Source organism: Amycolatopsis sp. NPDC034160, assembly GCF_055575355.1.
This window is the reverse complement of sequence record NZ_JBVISU010000002.1, coordinates 53,582-75,311: the sequence shown is the minus strand read 5'-3', so window position 1 is coordinate 75,311 and position 21,730 is coordinate 53,582. Positions and strand designations below refer to the sequence as shown.

Here is a 21,730-nt window from a genome sequence, read left to right as displayed (position 1 = left end):
CGCGAGCTAGGTGAGGGTCCTCGGCCGGATCGCGTTGGCCTTGTCGACGAGTTCCACGCGCTGATCCACCGTGCCGGCCAGCCGCGCCAGCGTCCGGTAGCAGCGCTCGAGCCCGAACCGCAGGCCCCGCTCGTCCAGCTCGCAACCGAGCACCTTCGCGCCCGGCGTCGGCCGGTTCTGCGCGTTGAGCCAGCCGTACGCCGCTTCGAGGACCTCCGCCGACAGCCGCGTGCGACGTTCGGCGTCGAGCTGCAGCCGCTCCAGCCTCGTCGACGCGTCGACGAGGTCGCGTTCGGACACCGGCACCGGATCCTTGCCGCCACCGTTGATCCTGGTCTTGATCTTGATCGCGGCGACCTGTGCGGCCACGTAGTGCGTGGACGACGCCGGGACGGCCTCCAGCACCTCGATCGCGCTGGCACGGGCGCCCTGCGCGAGGTACACGCGAGCGAGCCCGAAGGCGGCGCTGACGTACGACCGGTCCGTTCGCCACACCAGCTCGTAGTAGCGCGCGGCGCCGAAGTAGTCCCCGACGCCCTCCGCGCTGACGGCCAAAGCGAGCTTCGGCGCGATCTCGCCGGGCAGGTCGTCGTACACCGCTTCGAACGCGACGTGCGCGACACGGGACCGGCCACCCGCGAGCTCGATCAGCCCGCGGTACCAGTCGATCCGCCAGTCGTGCGGGAAACCCGCCTTGATGGCGAGGTACTGCGCGGCCTGCAGCTGTCGCTGTGCTTCGACCAGCTCACCGAGCTCGATCCGGGCGCGGACGATACGCAACCGCACCTCGATCGACTCGCGCGGCGCGCCCGCCAGTGCCTCGATCGCACCGCTCGGATCGAGCGCGACCGTCGACGCCAGCATGCCCGCCGCGGGGTCGTCCGTGTCGACCTGCGGGATCGGCAGGCCCGAGACGACCTCGCCGGGATCCGGCAGCGGCACGCTCCCGCCGTGCTCCGGGACGACCAGATCGACGCCGAAGGTGCGAGTCTCCGGCCCGAAGACGGTCGAGGCACCCGGACGCGGCTTTCCGGTGCCCAGCGCCATGATCTCGCGCAGCACGCCGGTCAGCTGGTCACCCATCTCCTCGGCCGCGATGAACCGGCGGTCCGGGTCGGTGTGCGTCGCGCGCTTCAGGAAGCGGTAGTACGAACCGAAGAGCGCGAACAACGGGACGACGTCCGGTCCGGGCAGGGTCGTCTTGTACTTGCTGGTGTAGCCGGAGAACTCGAAGCTGAGGACGGCGAGCGTGCGGCCGACCGTGTACAGATCCGACGCCACCGAAGCGCCGTGTGTCGCCAGCTCGGGCGCGCTGTAGCCGGTGGTGAAGAACAGCGGGCTCTCGTAGTCGTCGATGCGGCGGACCGCGCCGAGGTCGATCAGCTTGAGCTGTTCATGCGTCTGGATGACGTTGTCGGGCTTGAGGTCGCAGTACAGCAGGTTCTGGCTGTGCAGGTAGCCCATGGCGGGCAGGATCTCGAGCCCGTAGGCGATCACCTGGCCGATCGGCAACGGCTCCGGGCGCTTCGTCTCGCGGTGGTGCGCGAGCGCGAGCTGGCGCAGCGACTGGCCGCCGACGTACTCCATGACGATGTAGCCGACGGAGTTGCCGGTGTCTCCGTCCGGATGCTGCACGAAGTTGTGGATCTTGACGATGTTCGGATGCTCGACCTCGGCGAGGAACCGCTGCTCGTTGGCCGCGGCCGCCATCGCGGTGGCGTCACCGGTGTCGATCAGGCCTTTGAGCACCACCCAGCGGTCGCTGACGTTGTGGTCCTGCGCGAGGTAGATCCAGCCGAGCCCGCCGTACGCGAGCGCGCCGAGCACCTCGTACTGGCCACCGACGATCTCGTTCGGCCGCAGCTTCGGGACGAAGGAGAACGGGTTCCCGCACTTCTCGCAGTTGCCTTCCGGCGCACCGGCTTCGCCGTTCTTGCCGCGGCCGACCTTGGCGCCGCAGCTGCCGCAGAAGCGCTTCTCCTCCGACACCATGGGGTTCTCGAGGACGGCGGACGCCGGGTCGCGGTACGGCACCTGCGGGACGTCGACGAGCCCGGCGCCGAGACGGCCACGACGCGAAGTGCGCGAAGACGTCCGGCGCGCGGTGCCGGGGAACGAACCTGTTCCGGTGCCGGTCCCCCGGCTACCCGATCCGGTACCCATGCCGGTGCCGCTCCCGGTTCCCCGGCTCTCGCTGGAACGTTCGGGGAGCACGCTTTCCGTGCCCGGATCCGGCAGCGGCCCTGGTCCGCTGTCGACGCGCGGTGCCGGCGGCATGATGCTCTGCGTCTCTGGGGTGGGCGAGGAGAGCACGCTGGTCGGCTGCGGCGCGTCGGCGGGTGCCTGCCACTCGGGGCGGACGACCTGGGTCTGCGGGCTCACCGGGGCCATCTCGCCCGGCGGACGCGTCGGGTCTTCGGCGCCGGGGATCGGCCGTTGCTGGCCGCGCGGCGGAGTCTGCGGGCGCTGGACCGGCGCGTGATAAATCGTGCGCTCGGCGTCGCTTTCCGGCTTGGGCCCCGGCTTGGCCTGGGGCGGCTCGGTGAAATCGAGCCTGCCGGAAATGGACGGCTCGGGTGTCTCCCAGCGGACCGGCGCCGGTGGCGTCCACGAGGCGGCCTCCGCCTCTTTGTCCGGCTTGGTGTCATCCGGCGCTGCGTGCCGAGGACGGCGCGGCTCATCCGACACTGGTACCTCCCGAAATCCCCGCGACGAAGTCAGGCCCGATCCTAGTCGCGAGCAGGCAGGTCGTGCCCGCGCCGGGTCGAACCCGCTACGGTGCGGGAGAGAACCGATTCAGCAGGTGATGAGGGGGAGGTCGGAGTGCCTGCGTCATTTTCGATGTCGATGACCCAGCTCGACGTCGTACTCGAGGAACTCGGACTCGGCAGATTCGTGCTGCCCTTCGAGATCCCGACCGTCGGCACCACCTTCACCGAACGCGAGCGGCACTGCGACGAAGTCTGGGCCGGGCTGGCCGACCGCGGCTTCGCGCGCGGCCGCGAACTCCTGCGGGACTACGAGGAGACCCTTCGGCTCTGGGCCACGGCCGACTTCGTCGTCACCCTGGAGGCGCACGAGGTCGAGCAGGATGCCGAATACCTCTATCGGGGCGGCTGGGACCGCCGTCTGGGTGTCGTGAGCCAGCAACGCGGATTCGACATCCTCTTCGAGCCGGTTTACCCCGAACAGGTCGTCGCGACCCTCCTCGGCAACCTGCCGTCACTGCAGCCATTCCCCGGACGGGTGACGACGTCCAGCACCCTTCCCCCGTCGAAGCGACCGGATGATCCCTTCGACGAGGACCCGGACAACCTCCGCCTGGGCGCGGCGAGCCGGTTCTTCGAGCACCCGCTCGCGCGGCTCGGCACGATCAGCGTCACCCTGCGCGACGACCGGGGCAAACCGCAGCAAAAGAGCGTTCAGTGGTTCGACAGTGTCCAGGGCCGCTTCATGCTCACCACGGACCGCTTCCCCGACGGCGAAGTCCGCCGCACATGCACCCCGACGAGCGGCTCCCACCTGGCACGATGGGTTCACGACCTGGTCGAAGCCGCCCGCGTCGGCAGCGCGTGATCCTCCCCTGAAGGGGGCTCTTTCGAGCTTCTTCCGCTGATATCGTGATCTGACGAACGCGACGAGTAACCGGCACTTGGTACAGGGGAGAGACCATGGCAGACGGCACCGGTGGACCGCCGGGTGACTTTTCGCAGATGCTGGGTGACTTCTCGGCGCAGGCCGACGCGATGGTGACGGCGGCGAAGGAAGGGAAGTTCGCGGTCAGTCCTGAGATGGGTGAGGCGTACAAGACCGCACTGCAGGATTACCTCGACAGTTGGACCAAAAACAAAGTGAGCTTCACAGTCCTGGAGCGCTCGCCGGAATTGGGAGCCAGCCCGTTCGCCATGGAGGTCGGCCAGCACATGACCTTGATCGCGTCGGGCGACGAGCAATCCGCCAGGACTCAGCTTGAGACACTCCAGACCATCGTCGAGCGAGCCTGTGGCGCCATCGACACAGCCATCGACAAGTACAAAGCCACCGACCACTCCGCAAGTGTTGACCTGTCCGATCTCGGCAAGGAAATCTGAACACATGCACCATGCTCGGACAACCAAGTCCAAGTACACCAGGTTGCTCTTCGCGATGACCTCGATCTCCGTGCTCACCGGTTGCACGACAGAGGGCAAGGGAAATCCAACGCCCGCTCCACCCGTGCAGTCGAGCAGCTCGCAGCACACCAGCGCTACCGGAGACAACGCTTTCGGCGATTTGAAGGCGTGTGACCTCCTCGAGCCGATCGCCACCGCTCAAGGGTTCGAGCCGGCCACACCCGAAACGTACGAGAGCGACAACGGCTGCGGCGCGACCAAACCCCGCTACGGCACGGTTGCCACGTATCTCGTTCCAAACGAGGGAATATCCGCGCTGAAGCCGGACGGCGGGCAGCTCGTGCCGTCGAAGGTCGGCTCCCGGGAAGCCGTCGAGATCCAGGGTGGGGGCGGCAAAGGTGTTTGTACCATCGGAATCGCTGTAACCGCGAACTCCCGCGCGACGGTGACTCTCGGACTATCCAATGGGGGAACGAATGAGCAGGCTTGCGCCGACGCTCGCGCGATAGCGCAACAGATCGAACCGAAGCTTCCCCAAAGCAACTGACGGCAAAGACGAGGGAAGCGATCATAATGAACGACGCGACCGACTTGAAGACGAAACGAATCGTGGGCAAGAGTCAGACCTTCGTTTCCACGTTACCGTCGGCAATCGCGGTGATCGCCTCCTGCTCCGCTCTCGCGGCAGGCGCCGTCGAAAGTCAAAATGCCGGAACACCCAAGCCGGAGCAGTCCAAGATGCCAGTCTCCAGCCCGACAGCATCCGATGTTTCCGCAGGCTTGGACACCTGCGTGATCATCCAGGAAACGACTGCGTCGCTCGGCTACGAAGAATATGAACCCGAAACACTTGAGAGCGACAACGGCTGCCGCGCGAAGAAGGCTCGATACGGAAACGTCGCCCTCTACTCCGTGGGCGATGAAGGCATCGACGACTTGGAATCCGACAAGGGCACGAAGATCGGCGGACGGGAAGCTGTTCAACTGGACGGCGCCGCCGGTCAGGGTAACTGCTTCATTGGAATTTCCGTGACAGCCACTTCGCGCGCGACAGCTAATTTGACTCTGGCGGTCGGATCGGACGACCAAGCGTGCACCGATGCAACCTCCGTCGCCGAGGCTCTCGCACCCAAGCTTCCCCAAGGCAACTGACAGGAAAGAGCAGGGAGGGGATCATGGCGGAGAACGTCGGGCAGGACAACTTCGGCTCGTTCGCGAGCGCCGACGGCAAGGCGCATCGGACGTACGAGGGCAAGCGCTACGCGGAGACCTACGACCAGGTCAACCAGGGTCCCGGCGGCAACTCCCTCACCGCGCGGATGACCGCGGAGCAGGTCGCCGGCCAGTATTCGGGCGATCAGGCCGCGGTGCTCGCTCAGGGCCAGCAGTTCCGGGCCGGGCTGACGCCGTCAGGTCAGCGCTACGAGGGCAACTCCCACGGCGACCTGATCGGCATGGTCACCAACAATCTCTCCCCCGAGAAGATCGACCAAAAGGGCGAGATCTGGAACAACCAGGGCGACGCCCTGAACACCTTCAGCAACGCGCTCACCTCCGCCGCCAACAAGGAGGGCGCCCACTGGCAGGGGCCCGCCGCGGAGGCCGCGCACGGGTTCTTCAAGAATCTGGGCAAGTGGGCCGACAACGCGGGTGACGGCGCCTACCTCGCGTCCAACCGCTTTTCCCAATCAGCGGCCGCGGCGACCACCGCGAAGAACTCCATGCCCGAAGAGGTCCCGTTCGATCGCAACGCCGAGTACAAGAACGCGATGCAGCAGTTCGCGTCGGGGAATTTCGCGGGCGCGGTGGAAACGGTCGGCAACATCTCGGCCAAGCAGGAGCAGTCGTTCCAGGCGCATCAGCAGGCCGCGCAGGTGATGCACACCTACGACCAGTCTCTTTTCGACGTCAATTCCCAGCAGCCCACCTTCTCCCCGCCGCCGGAAATGGGTGATTCGACCTCGGCGTCCGGGTTCTCGGGCGGGGACGTCAAGGGGTTCAGCGGTGGGCCGGGCAGTGGGCCGGGGATGCCTGGGCCGGGTAACCCCGGTGGGCCCGGCCCGACGCCGGGTCCGACGCCAGGACCCGGGATCACCACGGGCGGCGGCCACACGGGGGTGTCCGGGCCGAATCAGCCGCTTAGCGGGCCGCCTGGGTCCTTCCGTCCCGGTCCGGCGCCGGGGCTGGCGGCCCTCAACGGCCCTGGCCCCACCGGTCTCGGACGGCTGGGCAGCGAGCAGTACCGCGGCAAGCCCGGCCGGACGACGAGCGGGCCGGGTGGCAGTGCGGCGAGCCGGTTGACCGGTGGCGGGGGCGGTAAGAGCGGCGGCGGGTTCGGGCGGAACGGCGGGGCGGGCAACGTCGCCGAGCGGCTCGCGGGCGGCAAGGTTTCGGCCGGTGAGGCCGAAAAGCTGGCCGGCAAGGGCGGTGGGTCCGGGGCGGGCAAGGTGCCCGAGGAGCGCATCACCCGGGGTGGCGCGGCCGCCGCCGGCAAGGGCGGCGGTCCGGGCGTGATGGGCGCCGGCGGTCCTGCCGGCAAGGGGCAGAAGGAAGAGGACAAGGAAAAGAAGGCCCCGAACTACCTGCAGGATGAGGACGCCGACGTCTTGTTCGGCGGCTACGACGGCGAAATGAAGCCGGTGCCGCCGGTGATCGGCGAGAAGTCCCCCTAGTACGAGACGGGCCGTTCGGAATCGCTCCCGAACGGCCCGTTTTCACTTGTATTCAGCTGATGGCGGCGTCCCGCCTTCAAGCTTGTTCCCGATCCACTTCGCGTAGCTCGCCTGCCAAGCGCCACCACGCACGTTCTCCAGCACGGCGTTCACGTACCGCACCATGTCCTCGTTCTCCTTGGGGATACCGATGCCGTAATTCTCCTCGGTGAACCGGTCCCCGACGATCTTCAGTGTCGGATCCTGGGCGAGCATCCCGGCGAGGATGACGTCGTCCGTCGACACGGCCTCGACCTGCTTCTGCTGCAGCATCACCAGGCAGTCCGACCAGTTGTCCACCGAGACCGGCACCGGCTTCGAGGGGTCGGCGGCGATCTTCGTCAGCGAGGTCGACGTCTTGGTCGCGCAGACCCGGCGCCCGGCGAGATCCGAAAGCTGGGCGACCTTCGACGCCGCGTCGACCAGGATCCGTTGTCCCGCCTTGTAGTACGCGGTCGAGAAGTTGACCTTCTTCAGTCGGCTGCAGGTGATGCTGTAGGTACGCACCACGATGTCGACCTGCTTCTTCTCGAGCACTTCTTCGCGCAGCTTCGACGGAATCGCGCGGAACTGCACGCGGCCTTCCGCGCTGCCGAAGATAGCCTTGGCGATTTCGTTGACCATGTCGATGTCGAAGCCTTCGAGCTGGCCCGACGTCGGATTCCGGAAACCGAACAGGAACGTCGTCTGGTCGACGCCCGCGGTCAGTTTGCCGTTCTCCTTGATCTTCGCCATCGTCGAGCCGCTGCTGATCTGCAGGCCGCTGGTCGGCCGCAGACTCGCCAGCGGATTGCAGCTCATGTCGGCCGTGCCGCCGCCACCGGCGGAATCCGCACCGCCGACGTTCGCGGGCAACGGCGGCGCGACGTCGCCGACGGGGGCCGGGTCGACCGGCGTCCCCGCACTGCCACAAGCCGTCGCCAGCACCAGGACCGCGCCGAGCACGGCCGCTCGCAGACCGTTCCGCATCACCGGTACTCCCTCAGCCGTTCACGGATTCCCAACGCGGACCCCGCCGCCGCGATCAGCGCCAGTACCGCGATCCCCGGCGCGAGCAGGGTCAGCGCCCGTTCGCCGCCGCGGGTGTCGTCGAGGAACTCCTGTCGTCCCACGTTGATCGCGGCCACCAGGTTCTCGTCGAGCCGCAGGAATGCCCCGGCCGCGCCGTCCTTCTTGTCGTCGCGGATGGCCGTGCCGACGGCGTCCTGGTAGAAGCCGTCGTCGTCCTGGCGCCGCACCTCGGCGTGCGCCTTGAACCATGCCGACGCCGCTTGGATCGCCGCGTCTACCTTGTCGGCGGCCGCACCGCCTGCCGCCAGGCCGCGGGCTTCGCCCAGCAGACCGCCCTGTCCGTCGGTCCCGCCGAGTTGCGCGGCGAGATCGCCGAAGTCCTTTTCATACGCCGCGCCGTCGCCGCGGGCGACGAGGGTCAGCGTTTCGTCGGCTCGTGCCTGCAGTGCCGCGATGCGGGCGCGGACGAGGACGTCCACCTGGTGCGAGCCGTCTTCCTCGCCGCTGCCGACGAGGCTGCTCTGCACGATCAGCGCCACCGCGCCCCACAGCAGGGCGACCACCACCGACACGGTCGCCACGACGAGTCCGATGTTCAGCAGCCGGTTGGTCTTCCGCGTCAGATGCACCTGGGTGAAGATCAGCGCGGCGAGCAGCACGAGCACGAAAGCCGTTGCCAGCCAAGGAAACCCGGTCGCGTCGTCCTGTTCGGCGGCGAGCCGGTCGGTGTCGATGCGATAGAGGTCCTGTGCGGCGGGAAGGATTTTCGCCCGCATCAGCTCGGAGGCCTCCCGCAGATACGAGGCCCCGACGGGATAACCCTGCCGGTTGTAGACCCGCGCGGTCTCGATCAGTCCTGTGTAGACGGGGAGTTCGCGGCCGAGGATGTTGATCTGCTCGGCGGCTTCGTCGACGCCGGAGGAGTCCGACGCCGCCTTCGCCAGCGCCGCACCGGCTTCCGCGATGTCGCGTTCGTACCGCTGGCGCATCGGGAGCGGCTCGGTGCCGATCGAGAGGAACGAACTCGCCGCTGTCGCGTCGGCGTCCGAGAGCGCGCGGTAGACCTGCTGCGCGGCGGCGGCCAGTGGTTCGCGGTGGTCGATCAGGCCGTTGATCGTGTCCTTCTTGTCCTGCGCGGCCAGCGTGCCGGTCAGTCCCGCGACCAGCGACAGCAGGACGAGCCCGATCGCGATCACCGACAGCCTGCCCGGCGTGGTCGCCGCGGACCGGACGATCGCCCGGATCCCGTTACCCGGGAGTTCGAGCAGCCCGGCGATCCCGCCGCGGCCCTCCGGCGCAGGGGGCGGCGCGGGGCTCCCCGGCGGCCCCGGCCGGGTCACAGTGCTCGTCATCGCCGATCCTCCCCATTGGCTCTACCCGCAAGAAGGTATCCGAGTCGGGATCTGCGCAGCCAGTGACACCGGCGTGTGTCATCGGCACGTGATCTGCCGATGGCGTCAGAAGCCCTTTTCCAAGCCGTAGCGCACTGCCTCCGCACGATTGCGCACACCGATCTTGGCGAAGGTGTGGTTGATGTGGCTTTTCACGGTGGCCTCGCCGATGTACAGCTCGGCGGCGATTTCCGGATTGGACAGCCCCCGCGCGATGAGACCGAGTACTTCGCCTTCGCGGGCGGTGAGGCCGTCCGGGAGCTCGGTCCTGGCCCGGGTGACCGTTCTCGCTTCGAGCGCGGCGACGAGCCTGTCGGAGACCTCGGCGGCGAAGATCGCCTGTCCGTTGGCGGCGGAGCGGACGGCGGCGCCGATCTCGGCGCGGCCGGCGTCCTTGGTCAGGTAGCCGCGTGCTCCGGCGCGGAGCGCGTCAGCGATCGAAGCGTCGTCCGCGTACGTCGTCAGGACCACGACCGCGACGTCCGGGTGATCGCGTTTGAGCAACCTGGTCGTGGCCACCCCGTCCAGCACGGGCATGCGCAGGTCCATCAGCACGACGTCGGCCGCGGTCCCGCGGAGCAGTTCGAGCGCCTGCCGTCCGTCACCGGCGGAGCCGACGACGTCGATCCCCTCGACCAGCCCGAGCAACGCGACGAGCCCTTCGCGCATGACCTGCTGGTCATCGACGACGACCACCCGGATCACGCCCCCACCACCGCCTCCACCGTCCAGTGCCCGTCCTCCGGCCCCGCGGACAGCGTGCCACCGGCGAGCGCGAGCCGCTCCCGCATCCCGGTGAGACCGAATCCGCCCGCGTCCTCCGATCGGGCGGTATCGCCGAGTTCGTTGTGCACCCGCAAGCGGACTTCCGCCGGGGTGAAAAGCAGCCGGAGCGACACTGGACGGCCGGGAGCGTGCTTGGCCGCGTTGGTCAACGCCTCCCGGGCGACACCTGCCAGCGAAACCGCCGCGGCGGACGACAGCGGGCGCTGCTCCCCCGAAACCTCGAAGGTCACCCCGTCGTGGTGCGCTTCCACCAGCGACCGCAAGGCTTCGGCGAGCGACGGGACGTCGCTGCGCAGAGCCGCGACGGCGTCTCGCGCCTCGGCCAGTCCCTCGGCGGCCAGCCGCCGGGACAACCGGACTCTGCCGAGCGCACCGTCCACATCGGACTTCTCGGCCAGCAGTGCCTCGGCGACCTCCAGGTGGATCCCCAACGCGCCCAGCGAATGCGCGAGCACGTCGTGGATCTCTCTGGCGATCCGCGTACGCTCGTCGAGCGCGGCGGCCCGTGCGTGTTCGCTCTGGGCCAGTTTGGTCTGCTCCAGCAAGGCGGCCGCCTGGACCGCCTGCACTTCGTACTGCCGCCGGTTCAGCCCCAGGAGCATCAGCACGAGCAGGACGCCGACGTTGCCGAACACCACCACCAGCGGGGAACCCACGAGCAGGCCGGGGATCGCCGCGAGCCCCAGGTCGAGTCCCACCACCCCCACGATGGCGGCCACCGACGGGCCGGTCAGGGTGGCGAACCGGCTGACCGTGACCACGGCGAGCACGATGGCGGACGAATCCTCGGCCCAGCCGAGCGCGAGCGACGGCGGGACGGTCGCCACCGCGAGCAGCGCCGTCGCCGCCCTGGGCAGCCGCGGGGAAGCCACCACGAAACCCAGCCAGCAGACGCCGCAAACGCCGTACGCCGCCCAGATCCATGCCCGGGACTCGCTCGCGGTCAGCAGCACCACCACGACCGCGGCCGTGCCGAGCAGCTGGACGACCAGCCAGCTCGGCGCGATCGTGTCCGGCAGCAGTGGCCTTTCCCGCTTCCCCATCCATCCCCTCAGCGATCGCTCAGCCGGGTGATCAGCTCCACCAGGATCAGCCGATAGGCCAGAAATCCGAGAAGGACGACGATACCGATCACGACCAGGCCCAGCAGGGCTTTTCCGTTCCTGTTTCCCATCGGCCGAACGTTAGGAACGCCGAAGGGTGGAGCGAGACCATCGCCGGGTTGAGCCGGGGGTGGAGATCTCAGGCGCGGACGGCGGGCGCGACGGAGTACGGGAGGACCTCGCCGTCGGACGGCCGCTCGACGACGACCTCGACGTCGTCGGCGAACCGGTACGGCCTGCCCAGCAGGATCCCGCCGAAATGCCGTCGCATCCTGGACATCTCCGCGCGGACGGTCACGGTGCGGCCCGCGTCGCCGAAGAGGTCGAGCGACAGCTCCGACGCCGACCTCCCTTCTCGATGGCGCGCGAGGATGTACAGCATCTCCGCGTGCCGGGGGCTCAGCCGGTGCGACCAGGCTCCCGCCGCGCCCGAGACGCGCAGCGTGGCATCCCTGGACGACTTCAGATCGAGTACGACGTGGGTCGGCGGCGCGTCCTCCTCTTCGGTGAGCCGGACGAGCCAGCCGCCGGGCAGCGGCTCCACCAGGCAGTTCCCGTAGGCGGGCAGCCAGGTCCGGCCGGCGGTGACGTCGTTCGGCAGGGCGATCCGGCCGACCGGGACGAGGCCCGCCGACGCCGCGATCCAGCCGTGCGGGTCGGTGATCACCGCCCGGCCCTTCACCTTGGCCAGCAGGGGTGACACGAGCCCGCGCAGTCGTTCGAGTTCGGAGAGGTGCGTAGTGCGCAGATGTGCTTCGGCGAGTTTCGCGACCGCGTCGACCAAGGCCAGCGTCGTCGGGTGCACGGTCGAAGCCGGACCGGAGAGGTCGACGACGCCGAGCAGCTTGCCGTCCCTCGGATCGTGCAGCGGCGCGGCGGCGCAGGTCCAGTCGTGCTGGCTACGGACGTAGTGCTCGGCGGAGTAGACCTGGACCGGATGCCTGGTCACCAACGCGGTTCCCATGGCGTTGGTGCCGACGGCGTTCTCGCTCCAGTCGACGCCGTCGACGAGGCCGAGCCCGTCGGCGCGGCGGCGGACCGCGGTACTGCCGTCGCGCCAGAGAACACGGCCGCCGGCGTCGACGACCACCATGATGTGCGCGGCCTGCTCGGCGAGGCTGATCAGGCCGCCGCGCAGGGCGGGCAGGGCGGCGGCGAGGCCGCTCTCGCGGCGGCGGGCCTCCAGCTGCTCCGGGACGAGGGCGGGAACGGGCGCGCCGCGATCCGGGTCCAGGCCGAGACGGCGCATGCGCTGCCAGGACGCGCCGATGACCGCGCGTGGGTGGCTCGGGAGCGCGTCGCCGGAGAGGGCGGCTTCGTGCACTTTGGCGAGGACGCGGGCGTGCCGCCGCGGATCCGCGCCGACCGGCAACGCCGCTTCCAGCCGCACCTGGCCAACTCCCTTGCTCCGTTTCGCCCAGTGTGCCTGGCCGCACCGGCGATCGGAAGGTCTCTGTGACCTGGGGCGGGCTTACCGGATGAAGGGTGCTTCCACCAGGCGGGACACGGGAAGGGCCCGCTCCGGCTTTCGCCCGAGGAGCAGGCCTTTCCTGGTGGCTTCCGCCATCACGGCGCGGACGTCGACGCACCACGGACCTTCGGGCTTCAACTCGACGAAAGCGCTCTCTCCCGGCTTCAGCACGAAATGCGGTTCGCCGTCGAGCGCGATGGAGCCGCCCGCGGCCCCGAGATCGACCCGCACCCCGGGGTACAGCACGCTCCAGCCCCGGACACCGACCGCGCGGACCTCGCCCGGCGCGATCGGCGCCTGCACGACGTACGGCGTCTCGTCGACCGGCCCGAGCGAGACCGCCACACCGTCCACAGTGGACTTCGGGCTGGCGCACACTCTGCCGGGGATGCTGGCGAGGCCGATCCCGTCCGGCACGGCGAACGTGCAGTACAGCTCGGTCAGCGACGCGGGATCCCAGCGGGGTTCCGCCGACACGCTGACGTGGTTCAGCGCGATCTCACGCCGAGCCTTCGTGACGACCTCGAGGACGGTCGCACGGTTCGTGACCAGGTCGGTGTCCACCTGATGGCTGGCCAGCAGCCCGGCGGCGAGCCCGGCGACGGTCGGCTCGGGAAGCGCGGTGCTTCCGGTCGGCAGCATGAGCATCGGGACGTCGCCGCAAGCCGCCGCGGCGGCCCGCATCATGCCGTCGCCACCGAGGCAGATGAGCACACTCGCGCCCGCGTCCACCATCCGGCGGACGGTGCCGATGATCTTGCCCGCCTCGGTCCACACCATCACCCGGCCGACTCCGGCTACGCGGAGTGCCGAACGCAGACTCTGGATGTCACGCTCCGAAGCGGGGTTCGCCAGGATCCCCGCGACCACTTCGCCCACATGTCCTCCGCTGCCCGCGCCAAGTCCTACAAGGAAACGACGTCGAGGCCGCGAAAGGAAGAGTTGCACGAGGTTGCATCCTCGGGAAGCAGGCGAAGTCCCACATCGTGCGAGGCCACCGGTCACCCCGTGGGGGACACCGGCTGTCCCCCTCGCGGGGATGTGCCCGGACCGCCGCGTCGTTAGCGTCGAGCCATGGATTCGCTGGGGTGGGCGCTCCTCACCGGGCGCGACGCAGATCTCGAACCGGCTTCCGCCTGGTGGCACGTGCCGGGCTGGCTCAAAGGGGTCCTCGCCGTCTCGACCCTCGCCGTGCTGGTGAGCATGACCTTCGGCGCTTGGGCGCACTACCTCGGCCCCGAAAGCCTTCCGCTGGTCTTCTTCTTGCTGCTTCTGCAGGTCGCACCGCCGCTGCTGGTCGTGCGCTTCCCGTTGACCGCGGTCCGCGTGGCGGCGGTGGGGATGGTCACCGCGGCCATCGCCGTCCTCTTCCCCGCACCCGATCCACCGTTCCACACGACGCCGAGCGAATGGCCGCTGCAGTTCCACGTCCTCCCGTACCTGCCGGTGCTGGCGATGACCCTCGCCAGGACGAAACCCAAGCAGGGCACCGGGATCTCGATCATCGCGGTGGTGCTCGCCGTCGGGGTCGGTCTCGCGCAGATACCGCGGACCGGCACGAAGACCCTGGTGTTGTCCCTGCTCGTGGTGGCCGTGACCATCGTCGCCGGCTACGGCATGCAGCAACGTCGGCGGGCATTGGCGCAGGCCGACACGGCCGAGCGCACGGCGGTCGAAGAGCGGGCGAAGCGGACCGCGTTGCAGGAGCGCGCGCAGGTCGCCAGGGAACTGCACGACATCATCGGTCACCATCTCTCGCTGATCGCCCTGCGGACCGACAGCGCGCGCTACCGGCTCCCGGACGTCAACGACAGCGTCGCGGAGGAGTTCCGCGCGCTCGGCGTCGCGGCACGGGAAGCACTGGACGAGGCCCGTCGGCTGGTCGGCGTACTGCGGGACGACGAGGACGAACCGGAACACGAACCGCAGCCGGGACTCGCCGAGGTCCCCGGGCTGCTCGACGGCTGCCGGGCGTCCGGGATCGAGGTGCGCTCCCGGATCACCGGCGGCGACGACGTCCCTGGCACGATCGGCCTGGCCGCGTACCGGATCCTGCAGGAGGCGTTGAGTAACGCGGCCCGGCACAGCCCGGGGTCGAGGGTGGACGTCGACGTGCGACGAGAGCCGGAAGCGCTCACGATCCTGGTCGAGAACGGGCCGCCCGAACGGGTTCCGGCCCCTTCGGCCGGGGACGGCACCGGCCTGGCGGGGATCGCCGAACGCGTTACGCTGATCGGCGGCTCGTGCGAGACCGGGCCGGAGGCGGACGGCGGTTTCCGGGTGGCCGTCACGCTGAAACTCACGGGGGAAACGTGACCACCGTCTTCATCGTCGACGACCAGGCCATGGTGCGGGAAAGTTTCGCGAGCCTGCTGGACGCGCAGCCGGGACTGGACGTCGTCGGCCAGGCCGGTGACGGACTGGCGGCGCTGGACGGCATCGCCGCGCTGACCACCGCACCCGACGTCGTCCTGATGGACATCCGGATGCCGGTGCTGGACGGTCTCGAAACGACCCGGCGGCTGCTCGAAGGCGACGGCGACAAGCCGAAGGTGATCGTCCTGACCACGTTCCATTTGGACGACTACGTCTACGGAGCGTTGCGGGCGGGCGCCAGCGGGTTCCTGTTGAAGGACGCGCCGTCGGCCGAACTGATCGCCGCGATCGGGGTGGTCGCCGCCGGGGACGCGCTGCTCTCGCCGGCCGTCACGAAGCGGCTCATCGCGAATTTCGTCGCCAGCGCACCGGTTCCGCGGCCGTCCCCGGCCCGGTTCGACGTGCTCACCGAACGCGAACGCGAAGTACTGCGGTTGATCGCGAAAGGACGGTCCAATCCGGAGATCGCGGCGGATCTGGTGCTTTCGGCGCAGACGGTGAAAACGTACGTGGGCCGGATCCTCGCGAAACTGGCGCTACGGGACCGGGCGCAGGCGATCGTGCTGGCCTACGAGGCCGGGCTCGTCTCCCCGTGAAGACCCGGAAAAAGCAGCAGGGCCACCTCCCGAGGGAGGCGGCCCTGCTTGAAAGCCTGGATCAGATCACGTTGACCGAGGTGGCCTGCGGACCCTTCGCACCCTGACCGATTTCGAACTCCACGCGGGCGTTCTCGTCAAGGCTGCGGAAGCCATTGCCCTGAATCTCACTGTAGTGCACGAAGACGTCGCCGCCGCCGTTGTCGGGAGTGATGAAGCCGAACCCCTTCTCGGAGTTGAACCACTTCACAGTGCCCTGAGTCATAAAATCTCCATATGCAACACAAACAAACAGGAAGCCACGTCGGCAACCCGGGTCACGATCAGACGGTTTGCTTCCTCGGAAATGAGGAGACACTACGCCCGCTGAGTTCTGCGAGCGTGAACCAACACGAACACAAAAAACGAGACCTAAACCAGTAAAGCACACCTCACGTAGGCCGACAAGCGTCGTCACCCGGCCGCGCGGTGCTCTTTACCACTCGGCTATTCGCCGCTCGCCGCGCGCAACGGTACGTCGGCACCGAACGGTGAACGGCGCAGGGCGTCACGGTTGGTGGGCACGACGGCGACATCGTGGGTCTCCGCGTCCGCGCTGAACTGCACCGGTACCACGCCGGAAACGGACTTGGACTTGTCCTGTGGCTTCATCTCGTCAGCCATGTTTTCTCCCCTGTGTCAACACAACGCTGTACGTACTGCGTGCCAACAACTCACCGGCGGACGGCCGCGGCCCCACTGGCCGCTCCTGTCCACCCAGTCCTCATCGGACTCTCGGTGTTGCGGCGATTGTGCCACGGCCGACCGACAAAATCCGGCCTCCGCGACCGAAAGTCGGCCGAGTCGTCACCACATTCCCACTCCTTGGAGCAGGTGAAGGCAGTCCCACAAGGGTTTCTGTGTATCCCCTGAGAAAAAGTACCGCCCGGTAATCGGCGAGCCGCGCCTACTGGCCGCCCTGCTGCGGCCTCGCGGCGCCGAGCAGGCTCGTCAGCCGGATGTCCGGGGTCACCACGTCCGGATCCGTCCGGACGTCGATCACACAGGGTCGTTGCCGGACCAGCGCGCTCGCGATGATCGGCTCCAGCTCCTCACGGTCGTCCACGGTGTACCCGGCGGCGCCGAGCCCGCGCGCCCACGACGCGAAGTCGGTGGCTGCGACGGTGACCCCCGAGAGCCGTCCGTGCTTGCGCGCCTGATGCACGGCGAGCGGACCGTGCAGTCCGTTCTGGAACACCAGGACGGTCACCGGCACCCGGTAGCGGACGGCGGTTTCGATCTCCTGCCCGGTCATCAGCGCGCCGCCGTCACCGACCATCGCGATCACCGTCCGGCGCGGCTCGGCGAGTTTCGCCGCGATCGCCGCGGGAACCGCGTAGCCCATGGCGGCGTTGCTCGGCCCGAGCTGACTGCGGGGCGCGGTGAAACACCAGTAGCGGTGCATGAACTGGGCGAAGTTGCCCGCGTCGCTGGTCACGATCGCGTCTTCGGGCGCGAGCTTGCGCACGGCGCGGATGACGTCGGCCGGATGGACGCGGGTGGCGCCGCTGGTGTCGGGCGGCGTCATGAAGGTGTGCACGGCGGCGTTCGCGGCCGACGCTCGACGCGTCCGCGGCGAGGCGACGGTGCGCAGTTCGCGCAGGAACGGTTCGACTTCGGAGTCGACCCGGAAGGTCAAGCCACCACGCCGGGCGGGCTCGATCCCGGTGCCCACCAGCACCAACGTCTGCGAAGGCGTGGGGTAGCGGAAGGACTGGGTGGTGACCTCGTCGAGCTGCGTGCCCAGCGCGAGGACGAGGTCGGCGCGTTCCAGCGCGTCGAGCTGGCGCGCCGGGATCCCGATGCCGAGGTGGCCGGCGTAGCGCGCGTGGTTCTCCGGGAAGGCGTCCTGACGGCGGAAGGCGTTGTACACCGGCAACGCGAGTTCGTCGGCGACGGCGATCAGCTCGTCCCGCGCCGCGCGGGCCCGGCCGCCGACGATCACCACCGGGTAGCGGGCCTCGTCGACCAGTTGCGCGACCGCCTCGGCGGTCCGGCCGAGCGCGCCGGTGACGGGCGGCCGGACGGCGGCGACCGGTTTGGCCGAATCGAACGGGACACCCCAGAAGTCGGCGGGAACGGCGACGACGGTGGGGCCGGGACGTCCTTCGCGGCAGCGGGTCAGCGCCTCGACCAGCAGGCCTGGCACCTCGTCCGGTTGCTTCGCACGGCCGGTCCACTTGGCGATGGGCTCGAACATCGCGGTCAGGTCGGCGGTGGGCAGTTCGCTCGTCGGGCCGGGCCTGGACGGCGGGTTCTCCAGCAGGACGACCATCGGGCTCTCGTCCTGGTAGGCCGTGGCGACGCCGATCGCGAGGTTCGCCGCGTTCGGGCCGCGGCCCGCCAGCAGTACCGCCGGTTGCTCGGTGAGTTTGCCTTCGGCCTCGGCCATGAAGGCCGCGCCGGAGTCGTGCCTCGCCGAGACGAAGGTGATCGACCGTTCGCGTTGCAGCGCGTCGAGCAGGTCCAGGAAAGACTCACCCGCCACCGCGTACACGCGGTGGACTCCTGCCTCGGTCAAGATCCGCACGGCCGTATGGGCGACGGACGCTCCCAGTTGGTATCTAATGAGAAGAGCTTAGGCGGGCGGTGATCGGTGCCGTCAAGCGATCTTTCGATTCCGGCAACCCCGGGGCGGCAGAATGTCCGAAATCGGGACGTGTTCGAGCAAGGGAGCACGAAAACGTGACCTCAGCCACCGCTGGACGTGAAACTGTTTTCACCTACGGCGCACCAGCCTTGAAGTACGGAACCGGGTCGAGTGACGAAATCGGCTACGACCTCACCCAGTACGGCGCCCGGCGGGTGCTCGTACTGACCGACGCGGCCGTCGCCGCGACGGGCTGGCCACAACGGATCGCCGAAGGCATCGAGACCTACGGCATCGAAGCGGTCGTCTTCGACGGCGTTCACGTCGAGCCGACCGACGTCAGCATGCGCAAGGCCGTCGACTTCGCCAAAGGACAGGGCGAGTGGGACGCCTTCGTCGCCGTCGGTGGCGGATCCGCCATCGACACCGCGAAGGCGGTGAACCTCCTGACCAGCAACGACGGCGACCTGATGGACTACGTCAACGCGCCGGTCGGCGGCGGCCGCGCGCCGAGCGCGCCGCTGAAACCGCTGGTCGCGGTGCCGACCACCACCGGGACCGGCTCGGAGAGCACGACGGTGTGCGTGCTGGACGTGTTGTCACTGCGGGTGAAGAGCGGTATCAGCCATCTCCGGCTGCGGCCGAGCCTCGCCGTGGTCGATCCGCGACTGATGGTGTCGCAGCCGCCGGAGGTCACCGCCGCGAGCGGGATGGACATTCTCTGTCACGCCGCGGAAAGCTACACGGCGAAGCCGTACACCGAATTCGACCGCAAACGCCCGGAGGACCGGGTTCCCTACTGCGGCGCGAATCCGCTGGCCGACATGTTCGCCGAGCAGTCGCTGCGGCTGTTGTCGTGGGCCTTGCCCGCGGCCGTGCGGGACGGATCGGACCTGAAGGCACGCGAGGCGATGGCGCTCGCGGCGACGTTCGCCGGACTCGGCTTCGGCAACGCCGGCGTGCACATCCCGCACGCCAACGCTTATCCGATCGCCGGGCAGGTCCGGGACTTCCATCCTTCGGGCTATCCGGGTGACGAACCGATGGTGCCGCACGGGATGGCGGTCTCGCTGACCGCGCCCGCGGCGTTCCGCTTCACCTTCGACGCCTGCCCGGACCGGCACCTGCGGGTGGCCCGGCTGCTCGCCCCGGACTACGAATGGCCGGGCGACCTTCACGACCATCTGCCCGCGGTGCTGCGGCAGATCATGCGGGAGATCGGGATCCCCAACGGGATCGGCGCCGTCGGCTACTCGGAGTCCGATGTGGACTCACTGGTTTCCGGTACGGTGAAACAACAACGGCTGCTGGCGACGGCGCCACGCGAGGCAGCCGAAGCGGATCTCGCCGGGATCCTGCGGGAATCGGTGACGCTGTGGTGAACGCCGAGTACCCGCACTGGCAGACGGTTCCGTTGCGGTGGAAGGACAACGACGTCTACGGACATGTCAACAACGTCGTCCACTACTCGGTGATGGACACCGTGATCAACACACTCCTGATCGAACGCGGCGGGCTCGACATCGAAACCGGCCAGGTCATCGGGTTGTGCGTGGAATCCCAGTGCAAGTACCACGCTTCGGTGTCGTTCCCGGGTGAACTCGAGGTCGGCCTGCGGGTCGGGCATCTCGGGCGGTCGAGTGTCCGCTACGAGGTCGGGATGTACTCGAAGGAGACGGTGATCGCCGAAGGGCACTTCGTGCACGTCTTCGTCGATCGCGAGTCCCGGCGCCCGGTTCCGGTCGACGGTCTACTCCGGGGCGCGCTGGAAGAACTGCGCACTGGGCTGGGGTAGCCGCGGCGCCCACGCGTGCATGAGCTGGGCGTAGCGCGTGGACCGGTCCATGAGTTCCAGGTGGGTACCGAGGGCGGTCTCCTTGCCGTCCATCACCAGGACCCGGTCCGCGCGCAACGCCGACGTCAGCCGGTGCGCGATCACCACCAGGATCCCGCCCCGCTCGGCGAACGCCCGTTCCGCGCGGGCTTCGGCGGGCGGGTCGAGGTGCGACGTCGCCTCGTCGAGGATGACGACGCCCGCGTCGCTCGCGTACACCCGCGCCAGCGCGATGAGCTGCGCCTCACCGGCGGACAGCGTCCCGTGCCCGATCTCGCTGTCGAGTCCGCCCAGCCGCGTGATCAGCGGCTCCGCCCCCACGGCGGTCACGGCCGCCCACAGTTCGGCGTCCATCGCCGTCTGTGCGAACAGGCCGACGTTGTCCCGCACGGATCCCGCGAAGACGTACGACTCCTGGGGGATCAGCGCGATCATCCGATGCCGTACCGCCGCCGGGACCTCCCGGACCGGTACCCCGCCGAGCAGTACCCGCCCGGCCTGCGGTTCGAGCATCCCGGTCAGCAACCCGGCCAAGGTCGACTTGCCGATCCCGCTCGGGCCTACCACCGCGAACCGCTCGCCCGGCCGCAGATGCAGGTCCAGCCCGCGCACCACCGGCTCGGCCGCCGCACCCCAACTGAAGGTCAGATCCCGCACGTAGATCGCGGTCCCGGCGGGTTCGGCCGTACCGTCCGGCTCCGGCTCGGCCTCCGCGGTCTCCGCCAACCGCCGCAGCGCCACGATCAGCCGCAGCACCACGGTGCTCGCGGTGGACGCCAGCCCCCGCAACGCCGGCTGCATCGTCGTCGCGAGGTAGACGAGCGCGCCGAGCGCGGCACCGGCGGTGAGCACCCCGTCCTTGACCATTCCCGGCGCCACCAGCAACGCCAGCAGCAGCGGGACGAAGCCGCCGGTCGCGATCACCACCGTCCTGGCCGCCCCCGACCGCGCCACCCGCACGGCCGCCTTGGCCTGCGTGTCGATGGCGTCGTAAAGCTCAAGCGCGGCAAGGGGTTCCGCACCGCAGGCGACGATGTCGCGCATCCCGGACAACGACGCGCCCGCGACCTCGGCGGTCCGCTCGTCGGCCAACGCGAGCGCGCGCTGCCGACGAGCCAGCGACGGCAGCAGGCAGGCGAACACGGCCACCGAGACCACCACCGGGATCGCGACGATCAGCGCGAGCGAACCGGCGATGGTGAACAACCCGGCCAACGCCGCCACGGTCGTCACGACCATCCCGCGTGCCTGCACCAGCAACCCCGCCGTGGCGTCGCGGACCACCTCGACGTGCTGGGTGATCCGGGCGACGCCGCTGGCGTCCGGCTGATTCCGCGGTGGCGCCGGATCGTGCAGGACCCCGCGCACCACGGCGGTCACCAGCGCGTCACGCAACGGCTCGACGACCTTGCCGAGCTGATGCCACACCAGCCGGGACCCGAACGCCCCGATCACGGCGACCAGTCCGAACACCGCGAGCCAACGCAGTCCGGTGCCTGGCCGATCCGCGGCAAACCCCTCGTCAACCGCGAGTTCGACCAGGCGACCGGACAAGAACGCTGGCGCGCTTTCCAGCACGGAGCAGGCCAGCAACACCAGCCCGCCTCTCCACTGCCCGGCCAGCGCCGAACGGTAGAGCCCCCAGACGCTCACTGCTCGCCCTCCGTACTGGCTGGCGAACCCGCGCCCGCGATCGCGTCGTGCTTGGCT

At 69.1% G+C, this 21,730-nt stretch carries 21 protein-coding genes; 9 read left to right on the top strand and 12 right to left on the bottom strand.

Going from position 1 to position 21,730, the window contains the following annotated elements; genetic code table 11:
• Nucleotides 1-6 precede the first annotated feature (6 nt).
• Entirely contained in the window at nucleotides 7-2,688 is a 2,682-nt protein-coding gene (locus tag ACZ54P_RS05120; RefSeq protein WP_465460298.1) for a serine/threonine-protein kinase, read from the bottom strand.
• Between the two features lie 135 nt (nucleotides 2,689-2,823).
• Between ACZ54P_RS05120 and ACZ54P_RS05115 the strand changes: the two genes are divergently transcribed.
• The 5 genes from ACZ54P_RS05115 to ACZ54P_RS05095 all read left to right on the top strand — a co-directional run bounded on the left by ACZ54P_RS05115 (nucleotide 2,824) and on the right by ACZ54P_RS05095 (nucleotide 6,784).
• Nucleotides 2,824-3,576, top strand: a complete 753-nt coding sequence (locus tag ACZ54P_RS05115) for an ESX secretion-associated protein EspG (RefSeq protein WP_465460297.1) — start codon at nucleotides 2,824-2,826, stop codon at nucleotides 3,574-3,576.
• Nucleotides 3,577-3,671: 95 nt separating this feature from the next.
• Complete coding sequence (locus tag ACZ54P_RS05110; protein WP_465460296.1) at nucleotides 3,672-4,091, top strand: hypothetical protein; 420 nt, start codon at nucleotides 3,672-3,674, stop codon at nucleotides 4,089-4,091.
• 55 nt (nucleotides 4,092-4,146) lie between these two features.
• A complete protein-coding gene (locus ACZ54P_RS05105; RefSeq protein WP_465460295.1) occupies nucleotides 4,147-4,659 on the top strand; it encodes a DUF3558 family protein in 513 nt (170 codons plus the stop codon).
• Between the two features lie 26 nt (nucleotides 4,660-4,685).
• Nucleotides 4,686-5,264: a DUF3558 domain-containing protein gene (locus ACZ54P_RS05100; RefSeq protein WP_465460294.1), complete on the top strand. Its 579-nt coding sequence runs from the start codon at nucleotides 4,686-4,688 to the stop codon at nucleotides 5,262-5,264.
• 23 nt (nucleotides 5,265-5,287) lie between these two features.
• On the top strand, nucleotides 5,288-6,784 hold the full coding sequence (locus tag ACZ54P_RS05095) for a hypothetical protein (RefSeq protein WP_465460293.1): 1,497 nt from the start codon (nucleotides 5,288-5,290) through the stop codon (nucleotides 6,782-6,784).
• A 42-nt stretch (nucleotides 6,785-6,826) separates the two neighbouring features.
• Here the strand turns inward: ACZ54P_RS05095 and ACZ54P_RS05090 are convergent, their stop codons facing one another.
• From ACZ54P_RS05090 to ACZ54P_RS05060, 7 genes are all read right to left on the bottom strand, one after another.
• Nucleotides 6,827-7,792 (bottom strand): glutamate ABC transporter substrate-binding protein, encoded by a 966-nt coding sequence (locus ACZ54P_RS05090; RefSeq protein WP_465460835.1) that lies wholly within the window; start codon nucleotides 7,790-7,792, stop codon nucleotides 6,827-6,829.
• Nucleotides 7,792-9,186 carry a hypothetical protein gene (locus ACZ54P_RS05085; RefSeq protein ID WP_465460292.1) on the bottom strand — a complete coding sequence of 465 codons (1,395 nt, stop codon included), beginning with the start codon at nucleotides 9,184-9,186 and terminating at the stop codon, nucleotides 7,792-7,794. The genes ACZ54P_RS05090 and ACZ54P_RS05085 overlap by 1 nt, the downstream gene beginning before the upstream one ends.
• A gap of 105 nt (nucleotides 9,187-9,291) precedes the next feature.
• Nucleotides 9,292-9,930 (bottom strand): response regulator, encoded by a 639-nt coding sequence (locus ACZ54P_RS05080; RefSeq protein ID WP_465460291.1) that lies wholly within the window; start codon nucleotides 9,928-9,930, stop codon nucleotides 9,292-9,294.
• Nucleotides 9,927-11,054 carry a sensor histidine kinase gene (locus ACZ54P_RS05075; protein ID WP_465460290.1) on the bottom strand — a complete coding sequence of 376 codons (1,128 nt, stop codon included), beginning with the start codon at nucleotides 11,052-11,054 and terminating at the stop codon, nucleotides 9,927-9,929. The genes ACZ54P_RS05080 and ACZ54P_RS05075 overlap by 4 nt, the downstream gene beginning before the upstream one ends.
• An 8-nt stretch (nucleotides 11,055-11,062) precedes the next feature.
• Nucleotides 11,063-11,185, bottom strand: coding sequence for a hypothetical protein (locus tag ACZ54P_RS05070; RefSeq protein WP_465460289.1), 123 nt, complete (start codon nucleotides 11,183-11,185; stop codon nucleotides 11,063-11,065).
• Nucleotides 11,186-11,253: 68 nt separating this feature from the next.
• Nucleotides 11,254-12,504: a GAF domain-containing protein gene (locus ACZ54P_RS05065; protein WP_465460288.1), complete on the bottom strand. Its 1,251-nt coding sequence runs from the start codon at nucleotides 12,502-12,504 to the stop codon at nucleotides 11,254-11,256.
• An 81-nt stretch (nucleotides 12,505-12,585) separates the two neighbouring features.
• Nucleotides 12,586-13,464 carry a diacylglycerol kinase family protein gene (locus ACZ54P_RS05060; RefSeq protein WP_465460287.1) on the bottom strand — a complete coding sequence of 293 codons (879 nt, stop codon included), beginning with the start codon at nucleotides 13,462-13,464 and terminating at the stop codon, nucleotides 12,586-12,588.
• 195 nt (nucleotides 13,465-13,659) lie between these two features.
• Here ACZ54P_RS05060 and ACZ54P_RS05055 point away from each other — a divergent pair, with 195 nt between their 5' ends.
• Together ACZ54P_RS05055 and ACZ54P_RS05050 are read left to right on the top strand one after the other, a co-directional pair.
• On the top strand, nucleotides 13,660-14,901 hold the full coding sequence (locus ACZ54P_RS05055; protein ID WP_465460286.1) for a sensor histidine kinase: 1,242 nt from the start codon (nucleotides 13,660-13,662) through the stop codon (nucleotides 14,899-14,901).
• A complete protein-coding gene (locus ACZ54P_RS05050; protein WP_465460285.1) occupies nucleotides 14,898-15,557 on the top strand; it encodes a response regulator in 660 nt (219 codons plus the stop codon). The genes ACZ54P_RS05055 and ACZ54P_RS05050 overlap by 4 nt, the downstream gene beginning before the upstream one ends.
• Nucleotides 15,558-15,618: 61 nt before the next feature.
• On the opposite strand, the gene ACZ54P_RS05045 is transcribed toward ACZ54P_RS05050, so the two are convergent.
• From ACZ54P_RS05045 to ACZ54P_RS05035, 3 genes are all read right to left on the bottom strand, one after another.
• Nucleotides 15,619-15,822, bottom strand: coding sequence for a cold-shock protein (locus ACZ54P_RS05045; RefSeq protein ID WP_061980223.1), 204 nt, complete (start codon nucleotides 15,820-15,822; stop codon nucleotides 15,619-15,621).
• A gap of 221 nt (nucleotides 15,823-16,043) precedes the next feature.
• Nucleotides 16,044-16,220 carry a hypothetical protein gene (locus ACZ54P_RS05040; protein WP_465460284.1) on the bottom strand — a complete coding sequence of 59 codons (177 nt, stop codon included), beginning with the start codon at nucleotides 16,218-16,220 and terminating at the stop codon, nucleotides 16,044-16,046.
• A gap of 283 nt (nucleotides 16,221-16,503) precedes the next feature.
• Complete coding sequence (locus ACZ54P_RS05035) at nucleotides 16,504-18,153, bottom strand: thiamine pyrophosphate-binding protein (RefSeq protein ID WP_465460834.1); 1,650 nt, start codon at nucleotides 18,151-18,153, stop codon at nucleotides 16,504-16,506.
• A gap of 182 nt (nucleotides 18,154-18,335) precedes the next feature.
• On the opposite strand from ACZ54P_RS05035, the gene ACZ54P_RS05030 reads away from it, so the two are divergent.
• Both ACZ54P_RS05030 and ACZ54P_RS05025 read left to right on the top strand, forming a co-directional pair.
• Nucleotides 18,336-19,568, top strand: a complete 1,233-nt coding sequence (locus ACZ54P_RS05030; RefSeq protein WP_465460283.1) for a hydroxyacid-oxoacid transhydrogenase — start codon at nucleotides 18,336-18,338, stop codon at nucleotides 19,566-19,568.
• On the top strand, nucleotides 19,562-19,981 hold the full coding sequence (locus ACZ54P_RS05025; RefSeq protein WP_465460282.1) for an acyl-CoA thioesterase: 420 nt from the start codon (nucleotides 19,562-19,564) through the stop codon (nucleotides 19,979-19,981). Before ACZ54P_RS05030 ends, ACZ54P_RS05025 begins: the two co-directional genes overlap by 7 nt.
• Here ACZ54P_RS05025 and ACZ54P_RS05020 read toward each other — a convergent pair.
• Nucleotides 19,937-21,673, bottom strand: a complete 1,737-nt coding sequence (locus tag ACZ54P_RS05020) for an ABC transporter ATP-binding protein (RefSeq protein ID WP_465460281.1) — start codon at nucleotides 21,671-21,673, stop codon at nucleotides 19,937-19,939. The genes ACZ54P_RS05025 and ACZ54P_RS05020 overlap by 45 nt on opposite strands.
• Nucleotides 21,674-21,730 lie beyond the last annotated feature (57 nt).